Below are 16798 nucleotides of genomic sequence, written 5' to 3'. Positions count from 1 at the left end.
TCAATTTTCCTTTCGGGTAAGGCTCCTGAAAATTTCTTCCAGGTTTTTATTCTCGGATTGCAAAGAAACGATATTCAGGTTATGCTGCAAAGACATCTCAAGGAGTTGTTTTTTGAGAAGGTCCGGGTTATTTGTCTGAAGCTTCCACTGCATCTTGTCCGGGCTTTCATATGATATCACTGCCGGAATTCTTTTGATCCATTCTTCTTCCAGGGCTTCTCGAAAACTTACGCTCACTGACTGTCCCTGGCTATTATTCTGAAGTACAGTGATCCTTTCGTCCGCAACCATTTCCCCTTTGTTGATAACGATAATTCTGTCACAAAGCGCTTCAACTTCCTGTAAAATATGGGATGAGAAAAGCACAGTTTTGTTTTTGCCGAGATTCCTGATCACTTCGCGAATTTCAATAATCTGGTTCGGATCAAGCCCTGTTGTCGGTTCATCCAAAATCAACACCTCAGGATCATGAATCAATGCTGCAGCCAGGCCTACACGCTGCTTATATCCTTTTGAAAGCTGACCTGTTTTCTTGGCGGCTTCCGGCGTCAAACCAGTTAAATTTATTACGTCTTCGATTTTTGATTTTTTAGAGCTGATCTTATAAACGCCGGCTATAAAATCCAGGTACTCTCTCACATACATATCATAGTATAGTGGATTTGCTTCCGGCAGGTAACCCGTTTTTTTCTTCGACTCGAGCGGGAATTTTTTGACATCGATTCCGCATACGGATATTTCTCCAGCATCCGGGGCGAGGTAACCGGTGATCATTTTCATGGTGGTTGACTTCCCTGCACCGTTAGGTCCCAGAAAACCGACAATTTCAGCCTTGCCAACAGAAAAGCTGACATCGTTTACCGCTTTCTGTTCTCCGTATTTTTTTAACAGGTGACTAACCTCTATCGACATTGTCTTGAATTGATTACAAAGAAAAGAAATGAATCCTGATAATAGGAATTGCAGTTATTGTTAGAATCCGAATATTTTTCTGAATGGGGCAGGTTTCGCTGTTTCGGTTAACCGGCGTTACCTGATATCTTCGGATTTTTCCGGAAGCTGGCTGTACTCACCCTTAAATGCCAGCCATCCGAAAACAAAAAATCCAATCGCGATCGGGATAAAAACAACAACAAACACCCCCCATTGAATTTTAGTATCAATAACAGGGTTACGATTAATTTCAGATATAGCCGTACTAACCAATACGTAAACCAGCACCGGTGCAGCAAGCATCCATATCAGTCCTGCAATTTTTTTTAATCCATTCATCTGCCAAGTTTTTAATCGTTTACATTTTTATCGATCCGGTTATTGATATAAAGACTTCCAATAACAAGACACACAGCGGCAACTATTATCGGATACCAAAGACCTACGAGCGCATCCTGCGTGTAAATTGTTGTAAGAAGCAATGCTATAAATGGCGTCAGCCCGCCAAATACACCATTGCCAATATGATAAGGGAGTGACATTGACGTATACCTGATTTTCGTGGGGAAAAGCTCGACAAGAAATGCTGCTATGGGACCATACACCATGGTAACATAAACGATCTGAATAAATATCAGCATAACCATCTGCCAGTATTTATTCTGCGGCAGAGTGCGGCTCATTTTCTTTTCCGGCTTAACTGATTTTTGATCGGTGTTATAGAGTGTATCTTTTACAACCTGTTTCTCTAATATACCATTATCAAAATGAGTATATGTTGTCATCGTAAGCAATCCATAATTTTTCCCTTCAATGGGCGTCAAAGACCTTTCTACTTTTGTTAATCCGTCCTGTACAAGAGCGGACGAGGTTGCGGTAACTTCGATCATCTGCTTATAAATCGGGCGATAAGTAAGAGCAGCAAGTAATAATCCAGTCATCATGATCCATTTTCTTCCAATCTTATCACTCCAGTAACCAAAAAATATAAACAACGGCGTTGCCAGCACAATTGCCCAGATCAATATAGTTCGAGATTGCCCAAAATCCGTCTTGCAAATATTCTCAAGAAAAGTCTGGGCATAAAACTGGCCTGTATACCAAACCACACCCTGGCCCATAACTGCTCCAAACAAAGCCAGCAGCACCATTTTAAGGTTGCTCTTGTTTGTAAAGCTTTCTTTCAATGGATTTGAGGAAGTTTTCCCTTCTGATTTCAGTTTTGTAAACATCGGCGACTCCTTCATTCGCATCCGTATATATATCGATATGCCGACCAGTAGAATAGAAACCCAGAAAGGAATTCTCCAACCCCAATCTTCGAACTTTGCTATGGAAACCTCTGGTTTTGCATCGAGGCTTTGCCTTGTCAACAGGATAATACCCAGCGATAAAAGCAAACCTAATGTTGCTGTGGTCTGAATCCATGAAGTAAAAAAACCTCTTCGGGCCGGTGGAGCATGCTCAGCTACATAAGTCGCTGCACCACCATATTCACCTCCCAATGCCAAACCCTGTATCAATCTGAGTAACAAAACGAGCAGAGGAGCGGCGAATCCGATTTTGCCATAACCCGGAATCAGCCCTATAGCAAAAGTGCTACCTCCCATAAGAATCAGTGTTAGTAAAAAAGTATACTTCCTTCCAACCAGATCGCCTAAACGGCCAAAAACAAGTGCGCCAAAAGGTCTCACGATAAAGCCCGCTGCAAAAGTCGCCAGCGTCGAAAGCAGTGCTGCAGTTGGATTTGTTTTTGGGAAGAACTGAGCTGCAATAATCGGCGCGAGGCTACCGAAGATATAGAAGTCATACCATTCGATAAGTGTTCCTACCGAAGATGCTGCAATTACCTGACGTATTTGTTTATTTTCGGAAATATTAACTGCTTTGCTCATTTGGCTGTTTAGTTCAGTTACAATCGATGAAAAGGAACTCCTGAAACTGTTAAATATAAATGATGTTCGTTAGAGATTCAGCATAAAAAAAGAATTATCCATTTGGCTGTCTTCTATCTTTAATTCAATATTGAAATCGGGTTAAGTTTGATTGAATTTTCATCCCGGAATAAAATCAGAACATGACAAAGATGAAAGTGATAGTATGTGCCGAACCTGGAAAAATGCAATATGAAGAGCGACCTATTCCAGTTCCGGGCACCACCGATGTTTTATTGCGAGTAAAAAGGATTGGCGTCTGCGGTACGGATTTACATGCCTTTTCGGGAAGACAGCCTTATTTCGAATATCCCAGGATTCTCGGTCATGAGATAAGTGCAGAAATCGCCGATCCCAATGGTTACGGTTTTCGTGTAGGTGAACCCGTTACCATTATGCCTTATTTTTATTGTGGTCACTGTTATTCCTGCCGGATCGGCAAAACAAACTGCTGCAGTAGGCTTAAGGTTGCCGGCGTACATATCGACGGTGCGATGCAGGAATATTTTGCTGCTCCTGCGTCATCCATTATTTCAAATACGAATATGTCAACTGAAGATCTTGCGTTGATTGAACCCTTTGCCATTGGATCGCATGCTCTATCCAGAGCTGGGATTAAAGGAGAAGAACAGGTACTGATTTTAGGAGCAGGGCCGATAGGGATTGGATTGGTCTTACTGGCAATCAGCAAAGGTATAAAAGTAATTCTCGCGGATATCGATGATGAAAGATTGAAAATATGCAGAACTATTCCAGGCTTACAGGTTGTCAATTCTAAAAAAGAAAATTTACAGGATGCAGTAATGGCAATAACCGGCTCTGATGGAGTTTCAACGGTATTTGAAGCAACAGGAAACCTTGCCGCAATTGAATCTGCTCTTCCTTTGATATCTTTTGGCGGTCAGATTGTGCTGGTAGGTATTCAGAAGGAAGCATTTCATTTCAGTCATCCTGATTTTCATAGAAAAGAAACTACGCTGATGAGTAGCCGCAATGCGACCCATAAAGATTTTGAAGATGTTATTCATTTTTTTCAAAACAACGGCCTCGGAATTTTTCCATACATATCGGATAATATCTCATTCAATGATGCAGCCGATTGGTTTATGGACAAATCCATTTCAAAAAACAAAAACATAAAAGCGATGATCCGCTTTGATGTTTAATATCATCATTGTATATCGAAAAAATAATTGTTTAACTTTCCGGTCTCTTAAATATAAACGGTTGTTATGTCTTATCCTTATCAGATAAAATCATTTCAGGAATACAAAGAAGCCTGGGAGAAAAGTGTAAACGACCCTGAGTCTTTCTGGGGAGAAATCGCTGAGCATTTTATATGGCGGAAGAAATGGGATAAGGTACTCGAATGGAATTTCAAAGAGCCCTCCATAAAATGGTTCCAGGGTGCAAAACTGAATATTACTGAGAATTGCCTCGACAGGCATCTGAAAACAATTGCCGATCAACCTGCGATCATATGGGAACCGAACGATCCGCATGAACATCATCGCACGCTGAGCTATAAGCAACTTCATTTCAAAGTTTGCCAGTTTGCACAGGTACTAAAAAACAACGGTGTTACCAAAGGTGACCGTGTTTGTATCTATATGGGAATGATTCCTGAGCTTGCCATTGCTGTTTTGGCCTGCGCAAGAATAGGAGCAATACATTCTGTTATCTTCGGAGGATTTAGTGCGCAAAGCATTGCGGACCGTTTACAGGACGCGAAAGCTGAATACATTATCACCTGCGATGGAGCTTTCCGTGGAGGAAAAGATATACCACTGAAATCAGTAATTGATGACGCACTGGTCGTTTGCCCTTTTGTAAAAAGAACGATTGTATATACTCGTACAAGGACTCCCGTGAGCATGATCAAAGGGCGTGATGTTTGGTGGGAAGATGAAATTTACAAAGTGGAAACGATGGGAAATCCTGCCGTTGCTGCTGAAGAAATGGATGCAGAAGACATGCTGTTTATCCTGTACACATCAGGATCGACCGGAAAGCCCAAAGGTGTTGTTCATACGGTTGCAGGATACATGATTTATACTAATTACAGCTTTGTCAATGTACTTCAGTACAGACCACGCGAAGTACATTTTTGTACAGCAGACATTGGTTGGATTACCGGTCACTCCTACATTTTATATGGTCCGTTAAGTGCCGGAGCAACTTCTTTAATGTTTGAAGGAATTCCCACATGGCCAGATGCCGGCAGATTCTGGGACATCGTGGATAAGCACAAAGTGAATATTCTTTACACGGCCCCCACAGCCATCCGCAGCCTGATGAGTTATGGTCTTGCGCCGCTTGAAAATAAAAAACTTGATTCCTTACGGGTACTCGGTACCGTTGGTGAACCAATCAATGAAGAAGCGTGGCATTGGTACGACGAGCATATCGGCAAAAAGAAATGCCCGATAGTAGATACCTGGTGGCAGACAGAAACAGGAGGAATGCTTATTTCCAATATGGCTGGTGTTACACCTGCTAAACCAACATTTGCTACTTTGCCTTTGCCAGGAGTGCAGCCTGTATTAGTGGATGAAAATGGAAATGAAATTGAGGGAAATGGCGTCTCAGGTAATCTTTGCATTAAAGCTCCATGGCCGGGTATTCTGCGGACCACCTATGGCGATCACGAGCGTTGTCGCAAAACCTATTTCTCAACTTATCCTGACCTTTACTTTACTGGTGATGGATGCCTGCGGGACGAAGATGGATTTTACAGGATTACAGGCCGGGTTGATGATGTACTAAACGTGAGCGGCCATCGCATCGGCACCGCAGAAGTCGAAAATGCTATTAACATGCATGCCGGTGTTGTTGAAAGTGCTGTTGTTGGATATCCCCATGAAATAAAGGGACAAGGCATTTATGCCTATGTAATCTACAGCGGAAAACATCATGAAGACGAGCTGATCAGAAAAGATATTACTGCTACTGTAAGTCGCATTATCGGGCCTATTGCAAAGCCAGATAAAATTCAGTTTGTAAGCGGCCTGCCTAAAACACGAAGCGGAAAAATCATGCGACGTATTCTGCGCAAAATCGCTGAAGGTGAAATGGAAAAACTGGGTGACACCACTACCCTGCTGGATCCTGCAGTCGTGGACGACATCAGTAAGGGTAAGCTGTAACCAACTAAAATTTAAATGTTGAAAGTTGAAAGTGAAACAGCCGGAGCGGGTTAGTCGTACCTCTTAAAGAAAAAAAATTAGTTTTTAGCTCAGTCGAATCAAATCCAACGTGCTTATCAATTGAACACAGTGATCATTGAATTGTGCGCCTTGCTGCGTATTGCGTGCTACCTGTTTACTCTTTGATAATTACTTCTGTTCCCAACGGAATCAGGTCATACAACTCAAAAATATCACTGTATTTAGTGGAGATACAGCCGTTGGTCCAGTTAATGAATTTGTCGACAACATATTCTTCATGCGGCCGGCTTCCATGAATTCCAATACCACTTCCAATAGTTGCTGTTTTGGGAATCATTCCCTTTGCTTTACGATCCTTGAATCGCTGATAACTTTCTTTAGTGGGATAATCGATCAACATAAAACATCCCCACTCCTTATGGTATTTTTTGAAAGTTATTTTGAATGTGCCGTTCGGAGTTAAGCGATCACCTTCCATTTTTTTGTCTTCCTGTTTCTTGTTCCCAAAAACAACAGGATAAGTAGCCAGCCAGCCGTCAGCATCAAAAACCTGGAGTTCAAAATCCGATTTATCAATCACAATTTTGTACGGTGATGGCGGAAATGAAGTAGTCTTTTTTGTTGTCGCTTTTTTCTTTTTTTCTTTCCCGGGTGAAACGGTTGAGGTAAAACCGGAAAGCACGAAAAATGCGGAAATTATTGTGGCGCCGGATATTAGTTTTCGGGATAGGTGATTCATAAAAACTGATTACGGATTAAACGAGCGGTTAGAAAGAAAATTTTATTACTCTTTCTGTTTAACGTAACGTTTTTAACAAAATCAAAAAGCTGCCAGAGGACAGCTTTTTAACTTTTTATAATATTTTCTAGTGTGAAATTCTGGGATCCAATGTCTTAGCGTGATCGATCATAGCTTTCAGACTTTCTACTGAAGGAACTTTTCCACTTAGCCCAAATTCATCATTAGTCTGCATCAATTTCGCATGGAGGTTATCCGGATTTCTGGTAGCGAATTCTTTCACGCTGTCCACTCCTGCTGCTTCCAGTAATTCCGAAAACTGCCCCGCCACTCCCTTGATCCTGAACAGATCAGCGTGATTTACCCAGGTAAGTATCAGTGATTCAGGAATTTCAGTTTCATCAGCAATCTTTTCTCGACCACGCTTGGTGGCACCCTTTTCCAGCAACTCATCTGTTGTGGAAATTCCACATTTTGCTTTTAGTCTTTCCGCGTAATTGTGTCCGATGCCTTCAATATCAATAACATTGTAACTCATGTCTTCAAAAACTTTGGTTCAAGTTAGTACACCAAAATTATTTGAAGCAATTTTTTTTACCACGCATTGAGCCTGACTCCGACTGTCCAGGGATATTGATCAAGGCCATATTTATGTAATGGGGTCATGCTGTAAGATCCGTACAGTTTTACAAATCCGATTCCGAGTTCACCGACATAAGCCAACTTCCATTGCTCAAGATTGAAGTCAGTTTTGTTTTTCACCTTTCCTCGCTCATCACTGATTTGTTTTGTTTTTGCATCAATCAGAAATCCAGCACTTACGCCAAAGCTTACCTGCAAACCTCCATGTCTTTTTCCAGGATGTGTATTAAAATTGACCATCAAAGGCACGGTCAGATAATTTGCCGCGAGTTTGTTTTTACTGAATGAAACAGTGTCCCGGATGGTATATGGCTCGCCGCCATCGACATAAGTAATAGGAGTTTTGTAATAGTAATTGTTCCATTCGATTCCAATTCCATACTTCAGATTTACATAGTGTTTGTATACATTCATCTGCTGCATGAAAAACCAAAGATTGAAATTGGAAATCCTTGCACCTTTGATTGAGTAGTCACCGGCGGTCGCAGGTTTTCCACCCTGGTCATGTAAAAAATCCTGCGCTTCAGCTGAACTGTAATCAGTCTTGTCATTGATGCCTGCATAGCCCATATCAAATACCAGGAAATCTGTTTTGATATTCTTTCTGTAAAAACTGTTGCGATAATAGTGATAGGTGTTGTTGTCGCCGGAATAATTTCCTGGTTTGCCATTTCTTACAATCACCATACTACCTACACGAATGGTGTCGCCGCCTTCTTTCTTATCAATGCTGACGATTGTTGTATCGTTCTGGGCAAATCCTTTCCCTGTCCCTGCCATTGCAAGCAGGATAAATAATACCTTCTTCATGTTCTTGATTTTTTCTTTATGTTCTTTACTGTGCTGAAGCAATTTCAAATCCTGCAACTCTTACTGATGCTGGTCCCTGATCAGGGTTGGTTACTCTGTTAAGGACACGGTTTGCTTTTCTGAAAAATCCGCGCAGTGCGCCTTTGCGTGGCTTTTCTTCTTCGGTCAACTGAGTTGTTCTTTCTGCAGTTTCATCATCACCATGCAACAGGGCATCTGTAGCATAATTGGTTTTGATATGATTCGCAGATGCAAAACTGGCAGTGGAACTCATTTCCGGCCGGTCTGTAATATTCGGCGGCGAAGTTTTAGCAATAGCCGTTGTTGTGTTTATTTCGTTTTTATCAATTGGGTTGCCGGGATCTGGTGTTGTGATATTTTTTTGCAAAGGATCTGGTGAAGAAACCCTATTTACAGCAAGGTGATTTGAAGGTTTTTCACCGCCGGTCACCTTTTTAATTGTTGTTGTTTTTTCTGCATTATCTTTTGTATTCCTTCCCGCGACTAATCTATTTGTCTCTTGTTTTCGCTCTGATTCATCTGTCGCCCTAAATGATCCCCTTTGATTATCTGCTACACCTGTTGTTTCTGCAGAAGAATCTTTTTTGGATTCAGGCTGATCCGCTTTTCTGCCTTCTACCTTTTCATTGCCATCGTTCTTCGCATAAACAGTTGGATCGATAGTACTGTTACCGGAATCGCTTCTGTTCAACCATAGTAATCCAGCAATCAATATTACTGCTGCAGCAACGGCAACCCTTACCCAGGTAATCCTGAAAATCGGTGCAGATTTTTCAGTGTGACGATAGAGCAATGCTTTATCCGGAAACACCACTTTAAAATCGGGCTCAGCCCTTGCATTCAGGAAAATATCCAGCTCTTCTCTTATCTTTTTATCTGATTTAAGCTTCTTTTCAAATTTCAACCGTTCTTCTTCTTCAAGTTCATTATCCATGTACATCAGCATTTCCAGTTGACCTGGCTCCGGCTGAAATTGGTCATCCTGTAATTCTATTGGTTTGAAAAGTGATCCTTTATCAGGGAAAGCCATTTGATCTTCGGGATCAAGTTTCATCTGTAGCATCATGTCAAACTCCTCTTTAAGATCGGAATGAATAGCCACAAATTCTTCCACCATATTTCTTTCCGCCAACTTCAGTTCATTGTCGGCGTAAAGGATGAAATATTCTTCGTAATTCTCTCTGTTAATCTTCATGACTACACTACATTTTCCGGTTTAACCAAAAAATTTTTTAACTGGATCCTCGCACGATGCAGGTACACCTTCACCTGGCTTTCATTTAAGCCGGTTATTTTTCCAATCTCTTCGTAACTGTATCCTTCGTAATCTTTCAGCATCACCAATGATCTTTGTGTCTCGTTCAATCTCGATAAGGCTTCATCCAGGATGGCCCTGAGATTTGTTTTCGGCTGGTCTACCACTCTTACATCTTCATTAAAGTCTTCTCTTAAACTAATTCTTTTAACCTTTCTGATATGATCAATCATCTGATGATACGCCACGGTGAACAGGTATGATTTTGAAGTCTGGGCATCAACACTCTGGCGGTTGCGCCACATTTTTTCAAATGATGACTGCACCACGTCCCGGGCGTCCTCTTCGTTCTTCAGATTTTTCACGATGAAACGATATACGTTGTCCGCATACTGGTTCACACATTGGTTGTATTCTTTTTCCGTCATAAGCTCAGTGCTGAGTCCGTTAGGCAAATTTAATCTTCTGTCGATCTTATACACAGGTTATACGGCTAAGGTTTTAATTTGTTACAACCGGAAATAAAAAACCCGGCAATTTGCCGGGTTTAATTATATAAGTCGATACTATTTGCCGATCGTAATCAATTGCCGGGAAAGCGATTGCCAAAGCGGAACATTCACTTTCAGCTTTATATCATCCTGTTCTTTAGGCCTTTTTACCTTGCATACCGCAGTGCCGTCATCACATTTACTTTTAATATTATAGGCATACAGTCCGGAAACCATTAGAATTAAAACGATGTAGGTAAGCAGATGAGCAGTGGTTCCCTTTTTCATAATAGCGATTTAGATCATATGACGAAATTAGCCGAAAAAAGTTACCGTCTTTATTAGAAAAGTTAAATAATCTTCAAATCCGGGGACACCTCCTAGGTCTAAGACCTCGCTGGTCTAAGACCTGGCAGGTCTTAAGACCTGGCAGGTTTAAAAAACCTGCCAGGTGTCTGATCTTAACCGCTGGCTTTTACCAATAAGAATCTGGTTTTGAGGAGCAAACTCTAAAAATGCATCCCAACTTTTGCTCATTTTGAGCCGCAAAAACCGGCCGGAGAAGTACCCAACCTGGTAGGTCTAAGACCTCCCAGGTCTTAAGACCTGCCAGGTATTACACCTGCGAGGTCTATAACACCTGCCAGGTTTTTGAAGGGAAACCGGCACTGAATTTTTTCTTAGGTTTGCCCACTAAACGCAACTCATGAATGAAGCATTGGTTACCAGGTTGCAGGGTGAACTGGAAGAAATAAAAGAATCAGGACTTTATAAAACAGAAAGAATCATTGAAAGCGCCCAGGGCCCTGAAATCAGGGTGAACGGGAAAACAGTTATTAATCTTTGCGCTAATAACTACCTCGGACTTTCATCCCATCCGAAAGTGATTGCGGCGGCAAGAAAATACATTGATCATCGTGGATATGGTTTAAGCAGCGTCAGGTTTATCTGCGGCACCCAGGACATTCATAAAGAATTGGAAGCTAAGATTTCAAAGTTCCTTGGAACTGAAGATACCATACTTTATGCTGCCGCTTTCGACGCCAATGGCGGTGTATTTGAACCTTTATTTAATGACAAGGATGCGATTATCTCCGATGAATTGAATCACGCTTCGATAATCGATGGTATCCGTTTGTGTAAAGCCCAACGTTTCAGATACCTCCATAACAATATGGAAGATCTTGAGGCAAAACTTAAAGAAGCATCATCAGCAAGAAATCGCGTGATAGTTACCGATGGATCTTTCAGCATGGATGGTACTATTGCACAATTAGATAAAATTGTAGCCCTTGCTGAAAAATACGATGCCGCGGTTTTGATTGACGAATGTCACTCTTCAGGTTTTCTTGGAAAAACCGGTCGCGGAACACATGAATATCGGGGAGTAATGGGTAAAATTGATCTGATCACAGGAACTCTCGGCAAAGCTCTCGGCGGAGCATCCGGTGGATTTACCAGCGGTTCCAAAGCAGCGATTGAAGTACTTCGCCAGCGCAGCAGACCTTACCTGTTCTCAAATACTGTTGCACCAAGCATAGTGGGAGCCTCGATTGCCGTCCTCGATATGCTTAGTGAAACCACTGAACTACGCGACAAACTGGAATGGAATACCCAATACTTCCGGAACAATATGACTCAGGCGGGCTTTGATATCAAACCTGGCGATCATCCGATCGTGCCAATTATGTTGTACGATGCGCGTGTCGCGCAGGAAATGGCGGCGGAACTACTAAAAGAAGGAATTTATGTAATAGGTTTTTTCTTCCCGGTGGTACCACAAGGCAAAGCCAGGATCCGGGTTCAGCTTTCAGCAGCGCATGACAAACAACAACTGGACAAGGCAATTGCAGCTTTCACAAAGGTTGGACGTGCCTTAAAGGTTATTGCCTGATCATCAATTCAAATCCAACATCTGCAGAATAAAGATGCAGCATAAACATCCCTAACTGAATGAACTTTTTCTTTTCCGGAAATTCTATCAACAGGAAATTTTCAAATTCACTTTTTGTTATTGCACTATTTCCGTTTCTGTCAACAATTTTCTCGGCGTGCAGGTCAAACAATGTGAAAGTTGATAATGAACTGAAACAACATTTTAATAAATACGGCGCAGTTGGTTGTTTCGGTATGTTCGATAACAGCCGCGGGAAATATACTGTCTACAATATTGAACGCTTCAGAGAAAGATATTCTCCGGCATCAACTTTCAAAATTGCAAATGCATTGATTGCAATGCAATCAGGGAAGGTCCGGGATGATAGTGTTATCATTCAATGGGATGGCGTGCAAAGGGCAAATGAGGCCTGGAATCGTGATATGTCGCTTTATCAGGCGTTTCGGGTTTCGGCTGTTCCGGCTTTTCAACAAATTGCCAAACTGATTGGCAGGGATACTATGCAATTCTGGCTGGACAGCCTCAAATACGGGAATATGAAGATAGGCCCTGCAGTCGACAGCTTCTGGCTGGACCAAAGTCTTCAGATCTCTGCAGATGAACAACTGGGGCTGGTTAAGAAGCTTTATTTCAAACAGCTGCCCTTTCGGGCGAGTGTGCAGGAATCCGTAAAAAAAATGATGATCCAGGAAAACAATTCAGCTTATCAGCTGGCGTTTAAAACTGGCTGGGGTACAACGCCTTCAGGAAAACCACTGGCCTGGGTTGTGGGATGGATGGAAGAAAACAGGCACACATATCCTTTTGTGCTGAATTTCGAAGTTGATGCGTCCAAAGAAAGTGAAATCCCGGAAATCAGGAAACAGCTGTTAAAGGATATTCTGATTGATTTAGGATTTTATAAAGGCAGGATGTAGGAGATGTTTACGCAGTCTGGCTTTCTTTTTGTTATCGTTAGAACAAAATCTGAAACACAATTTGTTACGTTTCGAAAATCCCCTGTTCCTTCTGGCATTATTGGGCATACCGCTCATGGTTTTGCTATTTCGCTTTCTTCTGATCTGGAAGAAAAAAACGGTAAAAAAAATTGGTGATGAAAAGCTTGTTAATCTCCTCATTGCCGGTTATTCTCCAAAAAAATTTCTGTTCAAATTCATTTTAGTTGCCAGCGCATTTGGATTAACCGCATTAGGTGTTTCCAATTTACAGGCGCCAGGTCAGATTGAACAGATTCAACGCCAGGGGGTAGACGTAATGATTGCTCTTGATGTGAGCAGAAGTATGCTGGCGGAGGATGTTCAGCCGAATCGCCTGGAAAGGGCAAAACAGCTGGTCAATAAACTAATCGACAAACTCAAGAACGATCGGATAGGACTGGTACTTTTTGCAGGAAGGGCTTATCTGCAAATGCCTTTAACAACAGATCACGCAGCTGCAAAAATTTACGTGAATACGGCAAGTCCTGCATCTGTCCCAACACAGGGTACGGTGATTGGTGAAGCACTCACTATTTGTAACAACGCTTTCGGTTCGAAAGACAAAAAATTCAAGACCGTTGTGCTGATCACAGATGGTGAAGATCATGACGAAAAAACAATGTCGATTGTTCAGAACCTGGCAGAAAGCGGTATTCTTCTTCATACTATTGGTGTAGGCACGACAACGGGAACCACCATTCCGGATCCGGTTACAGGTGAATCGAAACGCGACCAGGAAGGAAATATCGTTGTCAGTAAGCTCAATGAGATATTTCTCCAGGAGTTATCTCAGCAAGGGCATGGAACCTATCGCCTGCTGGTGAATACCGACGAGACCGTCAGCAGTATACTTGACCAGGTTAACAGCATGGAACAAAAGTTCATTACGGATCAATCCATGATCAATTATCGTAGCTTTTTCCAGTGGTTCCTGGTGGTTGCGCTAATAATCCTGGTGGCTGATCTGTTCATTTCTGAAAGGAAAAACGTTACCGCATGAAAACATTAGTAATTATTCTTGCCGCTTTCACTTTTTCTTTCGCATTAGAGGCGCAGGAATCAAATACTGCTGTGGCAAAAGGAAACAAGGCATACAAGGGAAAAAAATATAAAGAAGCTGCAGCCGAATACCAGGAAGCGCTAAAACTTGATCCCAATAATGCTATTGCCAATTTTAATATGGCCAACGCTCTGTTCAGGGAGAGTGCAAATGAGGAAGCCGACAAAGCATTCGATGAAACCATCAACCTCAACAGATCAAAACAATTAACCGCGGACGCCTGGTACAATAAAGGTGTGAGCCTTACTGGTCAGAAAAAACTGGAAGAAAGTATCCAAGCTTACAAACAAGCCCTCCGATTGAATCCTGCAGATACTCTTGCGCGCGAAAATCTTCTTCGTGCTTTGAGAGAACTGAAGAAGAAACAGGACCAGGAAAACCAGGATAAAAAGAAAGAGCAGCAACAAAAACAGCAAAAGGAAAAGCCGCAACCCAAAATGGAAGATCAGCGGGTACAGCAACTTTTGCAGCGGCTGGAAGAAAAGGAAAAACAACTTCAGCAGAAATTAAATCAGCAGAAAGTTCCTTCACCTGGTCAGCCGGATAAAGACTGGTAAAATAAAGTGCGAACTGCGAGGTGAAAGAAGTAGTTGAAAGTATAAGGTTTAAAGTGATAAGTTAGCTTTCGCGTAGGCCAAATGTACCTGGGGATGGTGACAGGATTTGACAATCATGCTCCGTTAGGAGCATTGTTTTTGTGAGCATCATGTTTGCAGGCACGAAATGGAACTTGAATTCGTTTTAATTATCAGTGTTCGGCGTAATTTTGTTGACTCCCTAAATTCAAGATATGCAGTGGTATTGTGAATCAATGACGGCTTTCAGAAGACTGGAGACCCGTGAGGTTAAAGTAGGTGATCTGATCATCGGCAATTTGAACCCTGTAAGGGTGCAAACGATGACGACAACAGATACCATGGATACTATTGCTACTGTTGAGCAATCGATTCGATGTATTGAAGCGGGCGCTGAACTTGTGCGTATCACTGCTCCTTCAAAAAAAGAAGCGGAAAACCTGCTCAATATCAAAAACGAACTTCGCAAAAGAGGATTTACAACACCACTTGTTGCAGATATTCATTTCACTCCGAACGCTGCTGAAATTGCTGCAAGAATTATTGAAAAGGTAAGGGTCAATCCCGGGAACTATGTCGATAAAAAGAAGTTCGAATTTATTGAATATACGGACGTTGATTATCTCGAAGAAATAGAAAGAATTCGCGAAAGATTTACCCCACTGGTAAAAATCTGCAAAGAATATGGTACCGCTATGCGTATTGGTACCAACCATGGCTCTTTAAGTGATCGCATCATGAGTCGTTACGGCGATAGCCCGATGGGGATGGTGGAGAGTGCTATGGAGTTTCTGAGAATAGCAAGGGATGAATCCTATCACAACATCATCCTCAGTATGAAATCCAGCAACCCGCAGGTGATGGTCCAGGCTTATCGTTTGCTGATCCGTTCGATGAATGAGGAATTCGGTAGTTGCTATCCGCTGCACCTGGGTGTAACTGAGGCTGGCGATGGAGAAGATGGAAGAATTAAATCAGCCATAGGTATCGGTACATTGATGGAAGATGGCATCGGTGACACCATACGTGTAAGCCTGACCGAAGATCCGGAATTCGAAATCCCTGTATGTCGCGACCTGGTAAAAAGATATAGCCTTCGGGAAAATGCTGTGCCTGTAGTAAGTAATATCCGCATTGAAATAAACAACGCGCCCGACGAAGGAGATATCCCGGTAGTCGATGTACTTCCATATTCACCATTTGAATACAGCAGACGCATGACCGAGACAATCGATAATATCGGCGGAAAACATGTTCCGGTTGTTGTTGCTGATTTTCGTGAAAAATCGACAATTACTCCTGATCATTTGAAATCCATCGGATATAGCTATGATGCTGCAACAGATAAATGGAATATCAGTGACGCTGCCGCTGATTTCATTTATACAGGAGATAAGATCCTTGATTTTGCACTGCCTGGTACATTAAAAGTGTTATGCGACAGCGACGTTTTCATCCTGGCTCCGAATAAAGAAAAATATCTTCCATTAATTCATGCTGATGATTACGTTTCCTTATCAGATGAATTAAAACATTCAACGCATTTCGTGTTGGTCGATACTGATCAATCCTGGGACTCTCCTGACTTCTGGAATTTGCTGAAAAAAGATAAAAAGGCAATTCTTTGTCTTGAATCAACCAATCAGTATCCTATGGCCAGTGTGAGAAGATTTATCATGACGCTGATGGAAGAAAAAATTAATGCACCGATTATTCTTTGTGTTGAAAGTAATCGCGAAACCATCGATGACCAACTGATACATTTTTCTACGGAGGCAGGTGCTTTACTCCTGGATGGAATGGGAGATGGAATCTGGCTGCGAAGCAAAGATGCATCAATGAAAAATCTCAGGGTCAGTGGCCGTACATATCTTGAAGTAAAAAACACTCATCAGTTTCTGAATAACACTGCTTTTTCAATTTTACAGGCTACCAGGACTCGTATCTCAAAAACCGAGTACATATCCTGCCCAAGCTGCGGGCGCACACTTTTTGACCTGCAGGAAACGACATCAAAGATCAGGTCCAGAACCCATCACCTGAAAGGCGTTAAAATAGCTATCATGGGTTGTATAGTTAATGGGCCCGGCGAGATGGCCGATGCCGACTTTGGATATGTCGGCAGCGGACCCGGAAAAATTACGCTGTATAAAGGAAAAGAAGTGGTGAAAAGAAATGTCAATAGTGATATCGCTGTTGAAGAGCTGATCGCGCTATTAAAAGAAAATGATGCATGGGTAGAACCCTAGTTACACCAAATCATCCTTCCAAAATGGCAATCCGCTAAATAACCCGGT

Annotated in this window: 16 protein-coding genes; 7 read left to right on the top strand and 9 right to left on the bottom strand. The window is 42.0% G+C overall.

Going from position 1 to position 16798, the window contains the following annotated elements:
- The 3 genes from gldA to P2W82_RS18085 form a co-directional block, all read right to left on the bottom strand.
- The gene (gene gldA / locus P2W82_RS18095) at positions 1-912 is read right to left on the bottom strand and encodes a gliding motility-associated ABC transporter ATP-binding subunit GldA (protein WP_336517332.1); all 912 of its coding nucleotides are present in this window, start codon (positions 910-912) and stop codon (positions 1-3) included.
- 117 nt (positions 913-1029) lie between these two features.
- A complete protein-coding gene (locus P2W82_RS18090) occupies positions 1030-1272 on the bottom strand; it encodes a DUF6814 family protein (RefSeq protein WP_336517331.1) in 243 nt (80 codons plus the stop codon).
- Between the two features lie 11 nt (positions 1273-1283).
- The gene (locus P2W82_RS18085) at positions 1284-2828 is read right to left on the bottom strand and encodes an MFS transporter (RefSeq protein WP_336517330.1); all 1545 of its coding nucleotides are present in this window, start codon (positions 2826-2828) and stop codon (positions 1284-1286) included.
- Between the two features lie 182 nt (positions 2829-3010).
- Between P2W82_RS18085 and P2W82_RS18080 the strand changes: the two genes are divergently transcribed.
- On the top strand, positions 3011-4033 hold the full coding sequence (locus P2W82_RS18080) for a zinc-binding alcohol dehydrogenase family protein (RefSeq protein WP_336517329.1): 1023 nt from the start codon (positions 3011-3013) through the stop codon (positions 4031-4033).
- A gap of 66 nt (positions 4034-4099) precedes the next feature.
- On the top strand, positions 4100-6013 hold the full coding sequence (acs, locus tag P2W82_RS18075; RefSeq protein WP_336517328.1) for an acetate--CoA ligase: 1914 nt from the start codon (positions 4100-4102) through the stop codon (positions 6011-6013).
- A 175-nt stretch (positions 6014-6188) separates the two neighbouring features.
- On the opposite strand, the gene P2W82_RS18070 is transcribed toward acs, so the two are convergent.
- The 6 genes from P2W82_RS18070 to P2W82_RS18045 all read right to left on the bottom strand — a co-directional run bounded on the left by P2W82_RS18070 (position 6189) and on the right by P2W82_RS18045 (position 10280).
- Complete coding sequence (locus tag P2W82_RS18070) at positions 6189-6773, bottom strand: L,D-transpeptidase family protein (RefSeq protein WP_336517327.1); 585 nt, start codon at positions 6771-6773, stop codon at positions 6189-6191.
- Positions 6774-6900: 127 nt separating this feature from the next.
- Entirely contained in the window at positions 6901-7311 is a 411-nt protein-coding gene (locus P2W82_RS18065; RefSeq protein ID WP_336517326.1) for a DUF4332 domain-containing protein, read from the bottom strand.
- A gap of 56 nt (positions 7312-7367) precedes the next feature.
- Positions 7368-8225: a hypothetical protein gene (locus tag P2W82_RS18060; RefSeq protein ID WP_336517325.1), complete on the bottom strand. Its 858-nt coding sequence runs from the start codon at positions 8223-8225 to the stop codon at positions 7368-7370.
- A 25-nt stretch (positions 8226-8250) separates the two neighbouring features.
- The gene (locus P2W82_RS18055) at positions 8251-9441 is read right to left on the bottom strand and encodes a hypothetical protein (protein WP_336517324.1); all 1191 of its coding nucleotides are present in this window, start codon (positions 9439-9441) and stop codon (positions 8251-8253) included.
- A gap of 2 nt (positions 9442-9443) precedes the next feature.
- Positions 9444-9929, bottom strand: coding sequence for an RNA polymerase sigma factor (locus P2W82_RS18050; protein WP_336517323.1), 486 nt, complete (start codon positions 9927-9929; stop codon positions 9444-9446).
- 138 nt (positions 9930-10067) lie between these two features.
- Positions 10068-10280, bottom strand: a complete 213-nt coding sequence (locus P2W82_RS18045) for a hypothetical protein (protein WP_336517322.1) — start codon at positions 10278-10280, stop codon at positions 10068-10070.
- A 418-nt stretch (positions 10281-10698) separates the two neighbouring features.
- Here P2W82_RS18045 and kbl point away from each other — a divergent pair, with 418 nt between their 5' ends.
- The 5 genes from kbl to ispG all read left to right on the top strand — a co-directional run bounded on the left by kbl (position 10699) and on the right by ispG (position 16750).
- A complete protein-coding gene (kbl, locus tag P2W82_RS18040; protein WP_336517321.1) occupies positions 10699-11886 on the top strand; it encodes a glycine C-acetyltransferase in 1188 nt (395 codons plus the stop codon).
- 59 nt (positions 11887-11945) lie between these two features.
- Entirely contained in the window at positions 11946-12806 is an 861-nt protein-coding gene (gene blaOXA, locus P2W82_RS18035; RefSeq protein ID WP_336517320.1) for a class D beta-lactamase, read from the top strand.
- 61 nt (positions 12807-12867) lie between these two features.
- Entirely contained in the window at positions 12868-13866 is a 999-nt protein-coding gene (locus tag P2W82_RS18030) for a vWA domain-containing protein (RefSeq protein WP_336517319.1), read from the top strand.
- A complete protein-coding gene (locus P2W82_RS18025) occupies positions 13863-14483 on the top strand; it encodes a tetratricopeptide repeat protein (protein ID WP_336517318.1) in 621 nt (206 codons plus the stop codon). The genes P2W82_RS18030 and P2W82_RS18025 overlap by 4 nt, the downstream gene beginning before the upstream one ends.
- 233 nt (positions 14484-14716) lie before the next feature.
- Positions 14717-16750, top strand: coding sequence for a (E)-4-hydroxy-3-methylbut-2-enyl-diphosphate synthase (gene ispG, locus P2W82_RS18020; protein WP_336517317.1), 2034 nt, complete (start codon positions 14717-14719; stop codon positions 16748-16750).
- Positions 16751-16798 lie beyond the last annotated feature (48 nt).

Source organism: Pollutibacter soli (assembly GCA_029269725.1).
Classification (GTDB): domain Bacteria; phylum Bacteroidota; class Bacteroidia; order Chitinophagales; family Chitinophagaceae; genus Pollutibacter; species Pollutibacter soli.
This window is presented reverse-complemented; position numbering and strand designations above follow the sequence as displayed.